The following is an 18,987-nucleotide window of genomic DNA, read 5'->3' as shown; positions in this document are numbered from 1 at the left end:
TTCCTTATGAACACAAAATTTCTATACGCACTTGCTTTAGCGCTTATGACCGCTTTTTCAAGTTTGGCACAAGAAAAAAAACCTAACATTATTGTCGTATTGACCGATGACCAAGGTTGGGCCGATGTAGGTTTTAACGGGGCGACCGACATCCCCACCCCTAACCTCGACCGATTGGCTTCGGAAGGTATCGTTTTTGACAATGCCTATGTATCGCACCCCTATTGTAGTCCATCTAGAGCCGGACTCTTGACCGGACGCTACCAAGCCCGTTTTGGGCATGATTGTAATATGCCTTACGATTCCGAGAACGATGATACGGTAGGAACTCCCCTTTCCGAAAAAATGATTCCCGAAGCCCTAAAGGAACATGGGTACCGCACCAGCGCCATCGGTAAATGGCATTTGGGCGACCACCCCAGCCTTCACCCGATCCACCAAGGTTTTGACCACTGGTTCGGTTTTGCGGGAGGCGGCATGAATTACTGGGGAATACCTGACGGCCCGATAAAAACTATCGTTCGCAACGGAGAACCGGTTCCCCAAAATGAACTCAGGTACCTAACGGACGATTTTACCGATGAGGCCATAGATTTTATCACCAAAAAAGACGACAAACCTTTTTTCATGTACCTGGCCTATAATGCACCACATGCCCCAGACCAGGCCACCAAACAATATCTTGAGCAGACCAAACATATAGAGTATGGTGGCCGTAGCATCTATGCCGCTATGGTAAATGCCGTTGATGCCAACGTAGGTCGAATAGACTCTACCCTGGTTGCGAACGGCATGAAAGAAAATACCATTTTGGTCTTTTTGAGCGACAATGGCGGACGTGGCGAACATGCCGATAACAGACCCTATCGTGGACATAAAGGGATGCTTTTCGAAGGCGGGATAAAAGTTCCTTTCTTTATCACTTGGCCAAAAAAACTAAAAGGTGGCCAGCACTATGAAAAGATGGTTAGCTCCCTTGACCTCTTCCCCACCTTTTTGGAAGCTGCCGGTGGCAAGGTGAAAAAAGAAAGCCAATTAGACGGCACCACCCTCCTACCCTACATTTTAGAGGGTAAAAGCGGGAGCCCACACGACAAACTGTTCTGGCGTTCCGTAGGAGGATTCGAGTACGCCGTTAGAATTGGTGATTATAAGCTTTACAAGAGCGCATACAAAGGCAAAACCTTACTTTTCAATTTAAAAAACGACCCATGGGAACGCACCGATGTTGCCGATAAGCATCCAGAGATAATTGCCCAATTGGAAAAAGCCTACACCGCTTGGGATGCCAAAAACCTGGTGCCAGGTTGGATCGATCCCCATCGTGAAAACGTTATCAAGGAGGAAAAAGCCTTTCAAACCCTCAGAAAAAAAGCCATGGGCCCCACAGGAAAATAAGAACGGAAAAAGCACTTTTAAGTATTTGAAAAAATGACACGGAATTTACAAGTAAGATCCCTTAGAAATTTACTCCTAGTATGTTTGGTCTATACGGCCTCTACATTATCGGGATGGGCACAAGAACGGCCCAATTTTATATTCATCCTAACCGATGATCAACAATACGGACTCATGGGGTGTACGGGCAATACCATTGTTCAGACCCCCAACCTAGACCAATTGGCCAAAGAGGGCGTTCTATTCACCAATGCCCATATAACCAGCGCCATATGCACCCCAAGCAGGGCCAGTATACTCACCAGTCAATTTGAACGAAAGCACGGTATAAACTTTAATTCCGGCACCAGTATGTCTGAAGAAGGCTGGGCCAACACCTATCCTATGGTGATGCGAGAAAACGGTTACTATACGGGCTGGATCGGAAAAAACCATGTACCCGTAGGTAAAGGCGGCTACGCCAGTGGCCTTATGGAAAAGAGTTTTGATTACTGGTATGCAGGACACGGCCACCTTGGTTTCTACCCTAAAGATCGCCATGAAATTTTCAAAGATGCCAAATACGACACCCAAGTAGAAGTGATCGACGAAGGCGTACAAGATTTTTTATCGAACGAACAAAAGTTGGGTGGGGCCTTGAAGTTTATTGACCAGAGACCATCGGACAAACCCTTTATGCTTTCCGTTTGTTTTAACCTACCCCATGGTGCGGGCACAGGTTCTATGCAAATGCGCGATTCAGACGATGAAATTTACAAGTCGCTCTACCGCGACCAAAACATTCCCCTACCGGAAAATTACGTGGCCCGAAAAGATATCACAACGCCCAAGCTTCCCGCGGAACTCCTTCATGCCGAAGACCGGCAAACGGGATATGACTATGTAGATACCCCCGAAGGTTTTAGGGAACGCTATATAAGGCAAATGGAAGCCCTCACCGGCATCGACCGCCTTCTCGGTCAACTGAGAAAAACCCTGAAGGACCAAAAGTTAGATAAGAATACCGTTATTGTATTTACTTCCGATCACGGACTATTTATGGGCCAGTTCGGTTTAGGGGGAAAAGCTTTGTGTTATGAAGAGACCACGCATGTTCCTATGATCATCTTCGATCCCCTAACAAAGAAATCAAAGCGCGGGAAAACATCGGATGCCCTCGTGCAAAGTATCGATATTGCCCCAACCATGATGTCCATGGCAGGTATACCCATTCCCGATTCTTACCAAGGAAAAGACCTGACCCCACTTTTGGCCGGAAACCAAGAAAGTGTACGCCCTTATCTATACACCGAAAACTTATGGTCGACCCAATTTGGAAACCCAAGGTGCGAATCGGTTCAAGATCAAGAATGGAAGTATATCCGTTACTACAAAAACGAGAACTTTTCGGCTTTAAAGAAAATAGCAACGGCCAAAGCGATGGGCATCAACATGAGTTCCATGCTTTATAAGGTACATGATCCCGATATTGCCGTATACCGTGATTATGCCGAAGGGCCTTTACAAGGAGAACCTGCGGTTTACGAAGAGCTTTTCAACCTAAAAAAAGACCCCAAGGAAACCTCCAACCTAGCCAATGACGCTTCTTTAGCCGATAAGCTGAACACCATGCGAAAGGTCTGGAAGAAAGAGATAACCAAGGCCCGAGGCACCGGTTTCCCCAAGGTGGTCAGATACACCGCCGATAGCGAAGCCGAGAGAAATGTACTCATAGAACCCAAATAAAAGGTAATTTTATACGTAAAATACTTTTTAACCTAAGCCCCCCGATTGAAACGAAGAGACTATGAAAAGTTACATGTATGCCGTTTTGATATGCCTTTGCTCCATAGCTCGGTTGAATTCCCAACATGCCGGCGTCAAAAGTGAAAAATGGGGTGTGGCCCAAGGTAAAGAAGTACTATTGTACACCCTGACAAACGAAAACGGTATGGTGGTCAAAATCACCGATTTTGGTGGGACCATAACCGCTATACACGTTGCGGATAAAGAAGGGGTTTTTGAAGATGTGGTGCTCGGTTTCGATAATTTAGAACAGTACAAGGCCGAGCACCCTTGTTTTGGGGCCACGATTGGACGCGTAGCGAACCGCATACGAAACGCCAGATTTGAAATTGACGGAACCTCCTACCAGCTAGCGCAAAACAGTAATGGCCATTGCCTGCACGGCGGCAACGAATTTGACCGTGTGGTATGGCAGTCGAAAATCGTAGCGAACGAACTAGGGCCCTCCGTTCAGTTACACCACCTATCAAAAGAGGGCACCATGGGCTTTCCTGGTAATTTAGATAGCTACGTTACCTATACCCTGACCGACGACAATTCCATTCACGTTCATTATGAAGCCACTACCGATAAGGCTACCCACGTCAACATGACGCAGCACAGCTATTTTAATCTGAATGGTGGAAAGGATAAAATTTACGACCACATCATCAAAATCGATGCGGACAACTATACCGAAATTGATGAAGAAATTATTCCTACCGGGAATTTGGCGACGGTAAAAGGTACCGATTGGGACCTAACTTCCCCTACCCCAATAGGAAAGAACATCCACAAATTGAATTTCAACGGCTACCATTACAATTATGTTTTCAACAAGCCCAATGGAGAACTCAAGGAGGTAATACAAGTTGTAGAGCCCAAATCGGGCAGAACACTAAGCGTTTTCACGACCCAACCCGGGGTACAATTCTATTCGGGCAATACCATAGGCGATACCTTTACGGGAAAGAACGACATCCGATATTCCGATCATATGGCGTTTTGCCTAGAGACCCAACATTTTCCCGACACGCCCAATCATCCTAATTTTCCTTCCACACTATTGCTTCCGGGAGAAAAATACGACGAAACCACCATCTTCCGTTTTGGGGTGGAAGAGTAATTCCCCCCTATTGATCTACAGGAAGCAAGGTATACGACCTTACCCAATCATAATAGGTGGTATTCTTTGTATCGTCGGCTAATTCTTCGGGGGTCGGCGGTGTTTCCCAATTGTAGGTTTCCGTGACCATGTGCATATACATGGGCTTATTGAAGGGAGTGTCCCTAAAATGGGTGCTGGGGTTCATGGTGAATTGGTATTCGCCATCCAAGTAGATCTTAATGGTATTGGCATCTACCCACCAGCAGCCATAAACGTGATAGGCCTCATTGGCCGGAGGATCGATCTTAGCTTCGGTTCCCCCTGCCGATTTTACGGTTTTCTCCCCATCACAATCCGTATAAAAAATATGGGTATTTGACTTCAGGTTGGTTCTAAAGTCCCACCCCGTCTTTTGCTGGCCCACCACCTCAACTATATCCAATTCCTGTACTTCGAAGGGGCATTCTTTGGTGTCGGGTTTATTTTTCATCCAGAACGTAGAGGACATACTGATGCTTGATGCCTTCATTCTCGCTTCGTAATAACCGTATAGGGCATCCTTCGCCACGGAGGCGACTGCCCCTCCGGCTATATTGTATTTTTTATCGCCATCCAAAACCGAATTTTTGATTTGAAGCTTACCTTCCTTTACCGAAACCGAACCGGCCCTAAACGTTGCGGGGGGCCTGCCGTTTACCCAATAGGGCGAACGAGCATACCACTTTGTAGTGTCGAGCACTTCCCCATCAAATTCATCACTAAAACTTTCGTTCTTTACCCATCGAAAACCTTCCGGCGGCGGCGGCGTCTGCCCATAAGCGACAACTACGACCAATAATAGGGTCAAAAGCATTGTATTTCCCATCGTATCTTTTTTAAACCGTTACAATTAAAAACCGCTCCAATTTATCAAGTGGGAGCGGTTTTTCCTAAATAATCAAAACACTACAAACAAACAAATTTTCACTTAAGGTCTATTATCATCTACTTGAATGATATACTCATCATAATACACATCGCTTATGCCTGCCGGTACAGGCTGAATACGAACAGTTCCGTTGGTTGTGGAAGCTGCGGTAAAGGTAAACTCGACCAACTGCCACTTGCCCAACTCATCTTCGGGATCGTTCCAATTATCGTTGATCTGCTGGCTTCCGAAAAAATGCTTGGCAAAGGTGGTAGACGTGGTGCTGCCCAAGTAGCGCTTGAACTTCACCCGGTACACCACCCCGGCCTCAAAAGGATAGGTGCCACTCGTTATGGTGTTGGGCTTATTCCCGTCAGGGGCCGATAGATGCATTACATTGCCCGAAGGAGCTACTGCTGAAGGAAAATCAGGTGTTGGCGGGGCCGTAATACTTGCCGCTCCCGTACCGTTCGAACCTGTGTTCAACCAATCGGTTCCGATGGCATTCTCGAACATACCTACATCCCCTAGAATATTATCTTCGTCGGGCGTGACGATGTCGGGACCAAAATCGGACAGCTCGCCCGCGCCGATGGAGCGAATATCGCCCGGGGCCATATATGAAATAGCTATTTCATCATCCCTGTACAACTCTTCGTTCAAGTATAGTTTTAAGATAGAAGGGTCGGTCGCATCGAGCTCAACAGAACTAACTCCGGAGGCCACTCCATTTACGGTCGCCGAAAAGCCCATGGTAGCATCTGCAGAAGCGGTAATAGAAGCCGGATCCAACTCTTGGTCGAACTGTAATAAAATAGCATCGTCAGCAGTTTTCTTTTGTGCCGTTCCGACCCGAAGAACCGGTACGGGCACGTACACCTCGACCGCTACATCGGTAAAAGCCTCGAGCAAACGCTCATCTATTGATTTTAAGGTAGCATTTCCGCCGTCATACGAAACCGTAACCGGATTCACCGCATCGCCCCCTTCTAAGGGAGTGGCCAGTGTAAGCCACAACTGCGCGGCATTGGTCGGGTTTTGGGCTACCGTGGCCACAGGTCTTTTAACCCCGTTGACCTTTACCGAAAAGTGCGTAGAAACATCTTCGGTCAATGGGGCCAACTTTGAGCTCACGGGCACCACAATGGTATTATCGGCAAGTTCCATTACATCTCCCGACAGCTCCAAAGCCTCATCCAACGCGGTTACGTTAAAGATTACGGGTATTTCATAAATCTCCTCATCTGCCTGCACCGTTTCGGTTCGCTCCCGTTTTGAGATCAGGCGACCTTTAAACTGTCCGATACGCTTGTTGAAGGTAAGGGTATCGATCGTTTTTTCTTCGTTGACGTTGATGATGTTTTCTTCGTCTTCCTTGTTTTCGGCAATGGTATGGATCGTCCATACCGTAGTGTTAGGGCGAGACGTATTATTGTTACGGCTCAGGTCTTCGAAGATCAATTGATCGCCAAATTTCAGGTCGATAACATCCTGATTTTTAAAATCGATTTTATTGCCGGCCATATTCCTGATTTCCATATCGGCCACAATAGTATCGTACACATCAATGATCAGTGTATAGTCCAATACCCATACCGAACCTTTTTTCACAGTTTTCAAGGTGTCGATTATAGTTGAATTGGTTTCCGCATCCCATCCGGTAGGCAAAGCGAATTCGGTATACTCCTCATATTCGTTGTGCAACTTTATCGGTGTAAGCGAATCGCCCTTGGAAAACAGTACGTGTACCGTGCCCTCTTCCGAAACCTTACCGGCATCTTCAATGATATACTTCTCAAAATTATCGGCATTTGTAGGCAAGGGACCTTTTAAGAAAAACGTGCCTTCCGGAATGGTCCACTCATGTTTGATCGTACCGTTGGACAGATCCATAAAGGACCCATAGTTATTGATATCGATATCTTTATCTACCGCTGTACCCCAAGTGGTGGTAAATGCGGCATCGACAAAACTATTCGGGGCCACATACTCATCATCGTCTTCGCAACCGATGATGATCAGCAGCAAAAACAAAAACCTAATACTATATTTTATATCTCTCATCTTCTTTTGTTTAGCTTTGATTATTGAACAAACTCGTCCCAATTCAGGTTGGAATCAATCTCACTCTGTGGCATGGGCAGGTACGAATGGATACTTTCATTGAACTTTTGTGCCCCTACCGTTACATCTTGGATCTCGGCAGGCTGATTGAACACCTTCAACCCGGTAAAGGTCGTTGGCTCTTCGCCCGAAACCGTAAGGAAGCATTTGTATCGGGTACCGTGTTTGCCATTCAAATTTTTCTCAAAATTCCAGTAGTCATATGAAATGGAAGCCATGTGTACCAATTGCTCCTTGAACTTGCCCCAACGTCTTAAATCTACCGAACGATCATCTTCCAAGCCCATTTCCAAGGGTCTTTCGGTGAAGCGAAGGTGTTCCATCAAATTATCAAGGGTAACGGGCTGTTCACCGTTAGAAGAATCAAAATCGATATCATCCATATACGTCGTTTCCAAATTATTGAACTCGGCACCGGCCTCGGTAGACTTGCCCAATAAAATAAGATGGGAACGCTTCCTTACCCGATTGATGTACCTTAAGGCTTCGGAAAGATTGCCCAATTCGATCATACATTCGGAATACATCAAGTATACATCGGCCAAACGGATTACGGGAATATTGATACCGGAACGGTTGTTCATCAACGTAGAGCGATCTTCACCGGCACCGCCCCCTATCGTATTCCAGTGCAAGAACTTTTTAAACATGTTGACACGGTTTCTTGCAAAGGGCGCAACGCCCGTTGCATTGCCATACTCCCCGCAGACTACGCCGTACATGGGAGCGTCGGGATCATCGACTTGGCCCATACAATCGCCCATTCGCTTACTGTACAACCTCATACGATCTTCGGTTCCGATGATTTCGCCATTCTCGTTGTATACATTCGCCCCTACATTGATATTGGCAGGATCGGCAGGGTCGGGCTTTTCGGCCCGGTACTTCATGACCAACCAAGAACTCGGCTGAATATTCGCATTGAAGATCATGTGGGTAATGTTCTGGGCCAAGGACTCTTCCCCATTGGTTTCAAGATTGACATTGGTGGTATAATTGATTTCAAAAATAGATTCGGAATTGAACTCGGCTATACCCGTCACGTTGGTGGCTATATCTTCTACCAAGGCATAGTTATAGTTCTCTATTACATTTCTAAAGTGTATTTCTGCATTTTGAAAATCGTTTTCGGCCAAGTAGCTCTTGCCCAATAGGGCTTCACACGCCCCGGCGGTAATCCGCCCTAGGTTATTACTTCCGAGGGACTCCCATTCCGCATAGGTTTTGGGCAGGTTATCGACTCCAAATTGCAAATCCTCTCGATAAAATGCCTGAACGGCATCGGAAGAGGACAGGGCCTTTTGAAATTCCTCAAAGTCTTTGGGAACCGAACTTACCAAGGGCACATTGCCATTATTAAAACTTACGTTCAATACGTGGTAGAAGTAGCCTCTCAAGGCACGGGCCTGGGCATATACCCTTAAACCTTCTTCCCGAGCTGCATCGCTATTATAATCGACCGCCAAGCGCTCGTAGTTCTCGATAACCTGATTGGCCCTAAAAATGCCCAAATAGAGGGCGTTCCATTTATTTTCCACATATTTGGTGTTGGCCGTAAAATCTTGAAAATACATTTCATCCGGCCGGGTTGCCTGTCGGTATCCACTAGGAACGGCAATATCGGTACGTACGGCCTCATCACTAATCCCCAGCACATTACTATTTTTCAATGCACTATAGGTTGAATTCAACCCTTGGTTCAGCTGTGAATTGTTTTTCCAAAAACTTTGGGTGGTCAGCGAGTTGGGGTTCGTTTGATCTAAAAAGTCATCGCTACATGCCTGTGACACCCCTATCAAAAGGCATAATGCCATAGCTCTCTTTAAGAGACCTTTTGTCTTTCTCAAATCTGTTTTATATGTTTTTTTCATCTTTCGTTGTGTTAGAATTGTAATTGTAGCCCCACTTTATACTGTGACGTTACCGGATAGGTACCCTGATCTATTCCCCTACTACTAAAACCATTGTTACCTACCTCTGGATCAAAACCGGAATAGTTGGTAATGGTTAGCGCATTCTGGGCTTGAACGTAAATCCTAAATTTGGCAAGCCTCATCTTGTCTATTATTTTTCTAGGGAAGGAATAACCCAGACTAACGTTTCGAAGTCGAATAAATGAACCGTCTTCTAAAAAGTAATCCGACGCATCCCGATATGAATTGGTATTGGGCGACCCATCGTAGTAAGGTATATCGGAAGATGTATTGACCGTGGTCCACGAATAATAGATATCGGCATGGGTCCCTGATTGGTAGGCATATGCCTTACTTCCGTTCATCACTTCCGCACCCTGCGAACCGTACCAGTTCATTGAAAAGTCCACTCCTTTGTAATTGGCACCGATATTCAGTCCCATATTAAAATCTTCCGATCCACTACCCTTGTACACCTTATCATCTTGATCGATCTTGCCATCACCGGCATCGGGTATACCATCTCCATCGGTATCGACCGTAAGTTGGTCTACATAGCGCAGTTGCCCTAGGGAAGCAGCCGGATCGATTTCACGATAGGCTTCCAGCTCTTCTTCGGTTTTGATGACACCATCGGTCTCACGTAAGAAAAATGCGGCAGCTTCGTAACCTTCCCTGATCACACTGACCAATTCTTTGGGACCACGTTGCGATATATAGCTGTTATCTAGAAATATCACCGGATTGTTCGGACTGGTTTTGGTTACCAAGTTGACGTTCTTGGCATAGGTAACCCCCACATTCCAACTAAATCCCTTCTTACCGTGATGATTGTATTTCAAAGCCATCTCATGACCCGTATTACGCATATCGCCAATATTAAGAATGCTATTTCGATTACCTCCGAACACCCCTGTTGACGGTGGGTTTACGACCCCGAACAACAAATCTTTCTTCTCACTTACATACACATCATTGGAAAAGGTCAATTTATTATCGAAAAACGCCAGATCAACCCCGAGGTTTCGCTCTACCGAGGTTTCCCATTTTACGTTTTCGTTCGCGTATCTTTCTTGGGTAGTACCCAATGCCGGGGTTTCGGTGGTTGAGTTCAAGCTGGGATCTACATCGGCACTTCCGAATACATAATCCTGTCCTAAATCAACAACGGCCTGATTGCTATAGGAAGCAAACCTATCATTCCCCGTAGTACCGTATCCGACCCGGATCTTAAACGAGTTTACCGTTTCCTTTACCGGTTCCCAAAAAGGCTCGTCGGAAACGTTCCACCCTATGGAAGCACTTGGAAACCATCCCCATCGGTTTTGAGGGCTAAACTGAGACGAACCGTCCCTTCTTAGGCTCCCGCTAAAAATGTATTTTCCATCATAGTTATACTGTACCCTACCGAGATAACCGATCAGTGTTCGCTTATAATCCCTTCCATCGGAAGTAATCAAGTCTCCGGTAGTATAGCCATCAAAAACCGTAACGGCCGCATCAGCATTGTCTCTTTTTTCGGCCCTGAAATATTCGTTTTCGGTCTGCTCTAGGGAATTCACCAAAAGCAGGGTCACATCGTGCTTACCTATTTTTTTGTGATAGTTCAACATGCCTTCGAAAGTCAATTTATTGTTATCGGTCACCGAGGTTTGCATCAAAGAGATATCCCAAGGGTTGGGCGGAATCAAATCGCCCGCAGTGTTGTACACATCAAGACGGGGTATAATACGAACCCCTTTGGTATGTGAGAAATTGGCACCTCCCCTGGCCGTGAACTTCAAGGCTTTGGAAAGCTTGTAATCGATCTGTACATTGGCTCCGTTACTGGTACCGTCCCTAACCTCTTTCGTATTAAGGTTTCTGGCTACGCCCCCAAGGTTTTTGATAGGTCCTATGCCCCCGGGTTCGTCAATATCGTCTTCGGTTACATCGGTCAATTCCGTTTGCCCCAGTTCTATATCGGGCTGAAAGGGTTTGTACTCTAAAATTTTATTGAAAACCCCATAGTTCGGCACGGTCTTCTCGTCACGCTTAAAGGTAAGACCGGTCATGATTTTCCATTTGCCCTTGGTAAACTGGGTGTTAGAACGAATATTGAACCTACTATAATCCGAATTGATCATTATACCTGCCTGATCATAGAAACTGGCGTTGAAATTATAGGTCAGGCCGTCTTTCCCTCCCGAAACATTGATCGAGTGGTTTTGGATCGGCGCCAAATCGTTCAAGATCAAATCTTCCAACTGGGTATCATTGGTGAACCAAGATCTATTCCTATGTATTTCGGCATTTACGCCCCCTTGTGATTTACCACTGGATAACGCCCCACGGAGCATTTCCATATAGGTCATCTGGGAAGATGTCATCAAAGGTGTGCCCGAAGTAATATCCTGGACCCCATATTCGGAGTTTACCCGAATATCCATCTTACCGACCTTACCCTGTTTTGTGGTTATCAAAATAACACCCCCGGCACCACGCGTTCCGTAGATAGATGCCGAAGCGGCATCCTTTAGTACATCTATAGATTCTATTTCACTAATGCTTAACTGGGGGTCGCTATTGTACGGTATACCATCAACGACATATAACGGTCCGTTTTGCCCATCTAGCAAAGAGCTAAACCCACGAATTAGAATATTGGCCTCTTCCCCAGGTTGCCCCGAACTGGCCGTAATGTTAACACCTGCAATCTGCCCTTGCAATGCGGTACCGATATCGGCCGTTGTAGTCTTGGCCAAATCTTCGGACTTGACCTGTACCACCGCCCCGGTAAGTTCTTTTTTACGTTGGGTACCATACCCTACTACGATAACCTCGTCGAGTTGGGCCGCGTCTTCCTCCAACGTAATATTTATGCTCGACTTGCCCTTAATGGCTACTTCCTTGGTTGCAAAACCAATATAGCTGAATATCAATACATCGGTCGCTTTGGCCTTAATGGTGTACAAACCATCAAAATCGGTAACGGTTCCCGTCTGTGTCCCCTTTACCACCACACTTACACCCGGTAATGGCGCTCCATCTGCAGACACCGTACCGGAAACGGATTGTGATTGCGCATTCGCAAAACCAAAGCATAGACACACTATAAGTGTGATAAGCCTTAGCTTGGAATTCCTAATTAATAATAGCTCGTTTTTCATACATTCTCCTTGTTAAAATTTAGTTAAACAAATGTGTCTTTTTTATTTCGTTCTCCTAATGACATATGATTTGATCCTTAGGTCAAATGATTAAGTCTCAAAACTAGATCTGCCGTATATGGTTAATCAACAAGTTTTTAAATAGAAGACATTCTGTAAAAACAAAGCTTCTGAAGGTACTTTGATGAATTGAGGGAAGTAAGGATCGAAAAGGGCCTAAACGTTAATATTATGTTAGCAAAACCCATAAGGCACAAGCATCCTAAAAAAGAGTGTACAGGCTTAAAAAGCCGCTCGATTAATCATATGTTCCATTATCAAAACCATTTACTCCATTTCAAATATTAGTTTTACCTTACCTTGTATCTCAAACGTGGATGATGTTTGGCAAAGCGATCTTAACAGCTTTATAGGACCCTAAAACGAGTCCACACGAGTAAAAAAAGAACAATTAACTATTGATCATTAGACAGACCATAACCCTTAATTCATTTTACTAAATGATGTTTGTAGTACCGAAAAGAATAAGTTTATATTGGTTTCTTGTCCTTGTTTACCTTGGCCCGACAATAAAGACCTTAGGGCAAAACCAAATTTCATTTCAACATATTTCTACGGAAGACGGACTCTCACAAAGTGATGTCAATGCCATATATCAAGACAAATATGGTTTCATGTGGTTTGGCACCCATGACGGCCTCAACAAATATGACGGTTATGAGTTTACCGTATACAATCTCGATGACAAGCATCCCGATAACATAAACAGTAACCTGATTTTTGATATCGTAGCCGATAATGAGGGAAATCTTTGGATCGGTACCACGGGCAACGGCCTCAATTTCTTCAATGTCACCACCGGGAAATTCACACAATACGTACATGACCCCAATGATCCTACGAGCATATCGAGCAACCACATCACCGATGTTTTTATCGATAGCAAACAACGCCTATGGGTAGGCACCAAAAACGGTCTCGACAAATTAGATCTAAATACAACGGGCGACAAGGTAAGCTTTGAACATTTTAATTCACAGGTTTCGACTACCATGGCCAAATACGACGGTTCCTTCGTAAGTATGATCTACGAAGACACAAAGGGCAGTCTATACGTTGGAGGCAAAGCGGGCCTGCACCGGCTGAAAAAAGACGAAAAAGGCAATGATTTTTTTGTAAACGTCACTACCGAGATCGGTCTTCCCCAAACCAATGTCAAAAGTATAACGGAAGATGCCACTGGACGCCTTTTTATGGCTACGGGAAGAGGGCTCTATTGCCAGACCAAAAACCCGGAAGAACCTTTCAAACGTTTTATTCAGGGGCATTTCAACAATATTTTATTGGACAAGGACAATCACATTTGGGCCGGATCCGACAACGGCCTCTATTATTTCGAGAATTTTACCGATGATAGACTGCCCGTTTTTTTAAAACGTTTTAGATACGACCCCAAAGACCCGACCAGCTTGAGCAAGAATATCGTCCGGTCGCTCTTTATAGATGATACAGGTATTATTTGGATCGGCGTGAACGGGGGCGGCATCAATACCTACGATCCAGAAAGAAAACAATTCCAACATGTAAGGAATACCTCCGCCCCACAGAGCTTAAGCTACGATAAAATCAGAGCCATGTTCGAAGACAGCAACGGCACCCTTTGGGTCGGTACCGAAGGTGGTGGACTCAATATGTTGAAAAAGGAAAACGATAGCGGGTCGTACAATAACTTTAAACATTTTAGATCCATTTCAAAGATTTTTGCCATTGAAGAGACCAAAATCGGCGCCAAAAAGACTTTGTTAATCGGTTCAGAGGGATTTCCGGGCCTCTATTTTCTAGATATTTCCGACCCGAACAAGGTATCTACTGAAGATTTGACCGGCACGAACTTGAATAATGGCGTATTCAGCCTTTTGACAGATTCCAACGAAAATATCTGGATCGGCACCTATAATTCGGGCGTTCATCGTTGGATAAAATCAGACACCATAGGACAGTTCAAAAAACAGTCGTTCAGCTTTTATCCAGGAAAACCTAGCTCCATTCCCAGCAATATTATACGATGCATACTCGAAGATCGAAAGGGCAACATCTGGCTCGCCACGGGAGACGGCCTCACCATGTTATCGGCCAAGGAACGCTACAAGAAACGGCCCAAGTTTATCGTATTCAAGAACGACCCCAACGACCCGAACTCGATTAGCCACAACTATGGCCTTTCATTATACGAAAGCAGCTCGGGCACCATATGGATCGGCACCTTCGGAGGCGGTTTGAACAAACTGATACCGGGTACCGATGAACAACCACCCACATTTAAGCACTATACCTCACAAAACGGCCTTCCGAACAATGTGATCAAAGGCATTTTGGAAGATGGCCAGCAAAACCTATGGCTTTCCACCAACAAAGGCCTTTCGCGTTTTGACCCCGAAAAGGAAACCTTTAAAAACTACAATTCAAGTGACGGACTCCAAGACAATGAATTTCAAGAGCTTGCCTGTTTAAAAAGGGCCGATGGCGAAATGCTTTTCGGAGGCGTAAACGGTTTCAATGCCTTCTACCCCGATGATATCCGAGAAAACAAATATCCAGCGAAGGCCGTCATTACCGACCTTTTGATTTCCAACCGATCCGTAGGAATTGGCGAAGAAATAAACGGAAGGGTCATTCTCGACAAAAACATCAGTAAAATCCCTGACCTTGAATTAAAATATAGTAACAATAACTTTTCCTTTGAGTTTGCCGCCCTTCATTACGCCGCTCCGACCAAGAATCAATTTGCCTACATGCTAGAAGGCTTTGATCAGGGCTGGACCCAGACCGATGCAAAGAAAAGATATGCCACTTACACCAATCTTAAGCCCGGCGACTATACCTTTAAGGTCAAAGCCTCGAACAACGATGGGGTCTGGAACGAAAACCCTACTAAGATCCATATCCGTATCATTCCTCCCTGGTGGCGCACCAACATCGCATACGTGTTCTATGGCCTCTTGGTCTTAGGCCTACTTTGGCTATTCTGGCGCTATACCTTTATCAGAACCTCGGAAAAACACCAGTTGGAACTCGAATCGGTCGAACGCGAAAGGTCTGCCGAATTACAGCGAATGAAACTGGAGTTCTTTACCAATATCTCCCATGAGTTCAGAACCCCCTTAACCTTGATCAAGGGGCCATTGGAGTACGTTCAGAACAACCTATCGAGCCTCGACCAAACCTCGTTAAAGGAGCAGCTCGCCCTAATGCAGAAAAACACGAATTACCTACTGCGCTTGGTCACCCAACTACTCGACTTTAGAAAGATTACCCAAGGAAAAATGAGATTGGTAATGCGAAATAGCGATATCGTAGCATTCATTCGTGAGGTTGCCGAACCCTTTCAATTTATGGCCCACAAACAATCTATAGATTTTGAAATAGATACCGATTCACCATCTTTGGTAACCTGGTTTGACCATGAGGCCCTTGAAAAAATCATGAACAATCTGGTCTCCAACGCCTTCAAGTTTACCGAGGCCGGAGGACACATAAAGGTTAAGATTTCGGAGGAAGTCATTGAAGGAAAGAACAAAGTAGTGATCAAGGTCAAAGATTCGGGTATAGGCATACCTAAGGATAAAATGTCAAAAATATTCGAACGTTTCAATTCGGTAAAGGAAAATGAAAAGAACCTAAAGATCAATCCGGAAGGTATAGGTATAGGACTGTCGTTTACTAAAAACTTGGTAGAGCTTCACCAAGGTAAAATAGAAGTATATAGCAAGCCTGAAAAAGGCACCAAATTTGTTGTTTACCTTCCCAAAGACAAAGAAGCCTATACCGATATCGACGAAATCAGTTGCAAGGATGTATCGGACAACGACTTTTTGGTAAGGTCTTCCGAAACCGAGTCCTTCGCTATCGGCCTTAACGATGACCTTATTGACGAAGGCATGTCTAAGACAAGATCTAAACTGCCCGTTCTTTTGGTCGTTGACGACAACCCCGATATTCGCACCTTTATCAGTAAGGTATTGGGCAAGACCTACACCGTATACAAGGCTGAAAACGGTAAAAAAGGACTAGAAATAGCCAAAAAAGTTATGCCGAACATTGTCATTTGTGACATTGTTATGCCGGTAATGGACGGTATTGAATTCTCCCGCATCTTAAAAAGCCAGCCCGAAACGAGTCATATCCCCATTATTATCCTGACCGCCAAATCTTCACAAGAAAGCGAGTTACAGAGTCTTGAACTGGGTGTGGACGAATATTTGCGAAAACCATTTGACTTTGAGCTTTTGAAGCTTAAGCTTTCGAATATAATCAAGCGCAGGGAAACGTTAAGAAAGCGTTTCAACAGGAAAATCACCGTACAACCGAGCGAAGTAGTCGTCACCTCCATGGACGAGAAGTTTTTGAGCCAGGCCATAGCCATTGTCGAGAAACACATGATGAACACCGATTTCAACGTAGAAATGCTGGTAAAGGAAATGGGCTTGAGCCGAAGTACGCTCTATTTAAAGTTTAAGGAACTCACTGGATTATCGTCAAGTGAATTTATTAGAAGTGTTCGCTTAAAACGTGCCGTACAACTCTTCAACCAAAGCAACTTTTCGGTTAAGGAAATCATGTACAAAACCGGTTTCAGTACGGCATCGTACTTTTCGAAATGTTTTAAAAAACAGTTCGGGGTGGTACCCAGCGAGTACGTAAAGCAAATCAGCAAGAAGAAAGAATCTGCCAACACCGAATAAATACATATTGGCATAACAAGGCCATAATCTATTATCAATGCAAATAGCGATTTATGGATACCACCTAAAGAAAAGAAACCGAACAGAATAATATCTATTTCGATTCATTAGATTTACAACGCCATTTTTAACTAGAATACAAACCAATTAACCTAAAAAATTTAATCCTTTGAAAAAATTAACGCTTGCCCTTATCTCGGTACTGCTCTTTTCATGCAAAACCGAAAAAAAAGAAGTCCCCGCCCCAAAACCCAATGTAGTTTTCATCTTCGCCGATGATATGACCTATTCGGCCATCCATGCTTTGGGTAACAAAGAAATCCAAACCCCCAACCTAGATAAGTTAGTACAAAAAGGGACCACCTTTACCCATGCGTTTAACATGGGAGGATGGAACGGCGCTATCTGTGCCGCTTCAAGGGCCATGATCATTTCAGGACGCAAACTATGGGAAGTCAGCGAGTTCCGACACAATTGGAGCGAGGGTAAAGAATTCGATAAAACCTGGGGAAAACTCATGGAAGGTGCGGGTTACGACACCTATATGACCGGTAAATGGCACGTTGATGCCAAGGCCCAAAACGTTTTCCAGAATGTGGTCCACGTACGCCCCGGAATGCCCGGTGATGCATGGGCCAAGGAAAATATAGGCGCCAAGTTCAAAACACTCAAGGAATCGGGAAAAAAACCTGAAGATATTATGCCCGTGGGCTATAACAGGCCCCAGAACGAGAACGATACCACATGGACCCCGACAGATAAAAAGTTCGGAGGTTTCTGGCAAGGGGGCAAACACTGGAGCGAAGTCTTAAAAGACGATGCCCTTGGCTTTATTGAGCAGACCAAAACAAGCGAGAAGCCTTTCTTCATGTACCTGGCTTTTAACGCCCCACACGATCCAAGACAAGCCCCACAAGAGTTCGTAGACTTATATCCTATCGAAAACATCAGCGTTCCCGAAAGCTTTCTCCCCCTCTACCCTTATAAAGATGGAATGGGCAATGGCCCAAGTCTTAGGGATGAGGCCTTGGCACCTTTCCCCAGAACGGAATACGCCATAAAAAAGCATACCCAAGAGTACTACGCCCTGATTTCCCATCTTGATTTTCAGATCGGCCAGATTTTGGACGGATTGGAAAAAACCGGAAAAATGGATAATACCTATATCATCTTTACGGCCGATAACGGACTGGCCATGGGGAAACACGGTCTTATAGGAAAGCAAAGCCAATTTGACCATAGCATACGCGCCCCCTTTATGATCGTTGGCCCGAAAATACCCGAAAATAAAAAAATCGATGCCGATATCTATTTGCAGGATGCCATGGCTACCAGTTTAGAACTGGCCGGCATTGAAAAACCTGAATATGTATTTTTCAACAGTGTTATAGACCTCGTAAACGGGGAACGCAAAGAAAGTCACTATGACGCCATCTACAATGGCTATATAGACTTACAGCGAATGATTCGTAAGGATGGGTACAAGCTGATCGTTTATCCGAAAATGGATGTGGTATTGCTATACGACCTTAAAGCCGACCCACAGGAAATGAACGATTTGGCCTCCAACCCTGAATACAAGGAAAAGGTTGAAACCCTATTCGCCGAGTTAATACAACTTCAAAAAGATATGGACGATTCATTAGACATAAGCAAGGTGCTTCAAAACTACCAAGAAAAGAAGTAAACTACGCTTGCCATAGTAACTTAAAAATCCGGCCTATTCATAAGTCAATGAACAGGCCGGATTTTTTTATGCTTGTACCAAAACATCATCACAGACAGCATAAGTCCCTGTAAACCTACGGTGTAACAAACAAAAAAGTGCATCGACCATAAAACATCGATGCACTTAAAACTAACACAAAAAAAACAATCTTTT

General features: G+C 44.8%; 9 protein-coding genes. 5 read left to right on the top strand and 4 right to left on the bottom strand.

All coding sequences use genetic code 11. The features are described from left to right. The first annotated feature begins 6 nt into the window (after positions 1 to 6). The 3 genes from B4Q04_RS16680 to B4Q04_RS16670 all read left to right on the top strand — a co-directional run bounded on the left by B4Q04_RS16680 (position 7) and on the right by B4Q04_RS16670 (position 4,288). Entirely contained in the window at positions 7 to 1,398 is a 1,392-nt protein-coding gene (locus B4Q04_RS16680) for a sulfatase (RefSeq protein WP_088697490.1), read from the top strand. Positions 1,399 to 1,431: 33 nt separating this feature from the next. Further along, complete coding sequence (locus B4Q04_RS16675; RefSeq protein ID WP_088697489.1) at positions 1,432 to 3,123, top strand: sulfatase; 1,692 nt, start codon at positions 1,432 to 1,434, stop codon at positions 3,121 to 3,123. 61 nt (positions 3,124 to 3,184) lie between these two features. After that, positions 3,185 to 4,288 (top strand): aldose epimerase family protein, encoded by a 1,104-nt coding sequence (locus B4Q04_RS16670; RefSeq protein ID WP_088697488.1) that lies wholly within the window; start codon positions 3,185 to 3,187, stop codon positions 4,286 to 4,288. A gap of 7 nt (positions 4,289 to 4,295) precedes the next feature. Here the strand turns inward: B4Q04_RS16670 and B4Q04_RS16665 are convergent, their stop codons facing one another. From B4Q04_RS16665 to B4Q04_RS16650, 4 genes are all read right to left on the bottom strand, one after another. Beyond that, positions 4,296 to 5,135, bottom strand: coding sequence for a family 16 glycosylhydrolase (locus tag B4Q04_RS16665; protein WP_088697487.1), 840 nt, complete (start codon positions 5,133 to 5,135; stop codon positions 4,296 to 4,298). Positions 5,136 to 5,237: 102 nt separating this feature from the next. After that, the gene (locus tag B4Q04_RS16660; RefSeq protein WP_088697486.1) at positions 5,238 to 7,241 is read right to left on the bottom strand and encodes a SwmB domain-containing protein; all 2,004 of its coding nucleotides are present in this window, start codon (positions 7,239 to 7,241) and stop codon (positions 5,238 to 5,240) included. Positions 7,242 to 7,261: 20 nt separating this feature from the next. Next, positions 7,262 to 9,172, bottom strand: coding sequence for a RagB/SusD family nutrient uptake outer membrane protein (locus B4Q04_RS16655; RefSeq protein ID WP_088697485.1), 1,911 nt, complete (start codon positions 9,170 to 9,172; stop codon positions 7,262 to 7,264). 11 nt (positions 9,173 to 9,183) lie between these two features. After that, a complete protein-coding gene (locus tag B4Q04_RS16650; RefSeq protein WP_088697484.1) occupies positions 9,184 to 12,363 on the bottom strand; it encodes a SusC/RagA family TonB-linked outer membrane protein in 3,180 nt (1,059 codons plus the stop codon). 500 nt (positions 12,364 to 12,863) lie between these two features. On the opposite strand from B4Q04_RS16650, the gene B4Q04_RS16645 reads away from it, so the two are divergent. Both B4Q04_RS16645 and B4Q04_RS16640 read left to right on the top strand, forming a co-directional pair. Continuing rightward, positions 12,864 to 17,105, top strand: a complete 4,242-nt coding sequence (locus B4Q04_RS16645; RefSeq protein WP_013994964.1) for a two-component regulator propeller domain-containing protein — start codon at positions 12,864 to 12,866, stop codon at positions 17,103 to 17,105. 169 nt (positions 17,106 to 17,274) lie between these two features. After that, positions 17,275 to 18,792 (top strand): sulfatase-like hydrolase/transferase, encoded by a 1,518-nt coding sequence (locus tag B4Q04_RS16640; RefSeq protein ID WP_088697483.1) that lies wholly within the window; start codon positions 17,275 to 17,277, stop codon positions 18,790 to 18,792. Positions 18,793 to 18,987 lie beyond the last annotated feature (195 nt).

It is taken from the genome of Zobellia sp. OII3 (genome assembly GCF_002211465.1).
GTDB classification, from domain to species: domain Bacteria; phylum Bacteroidota; class Bacteroidia; order Flavobacteriales; family Flavobacteriaceae; genus Zobellia; species Zobellia galactanivorans.
Note: the sequence above shows the minus strand (reverse complement) of the source record. Positions and strands in the feature narration are given on the sequence as shown.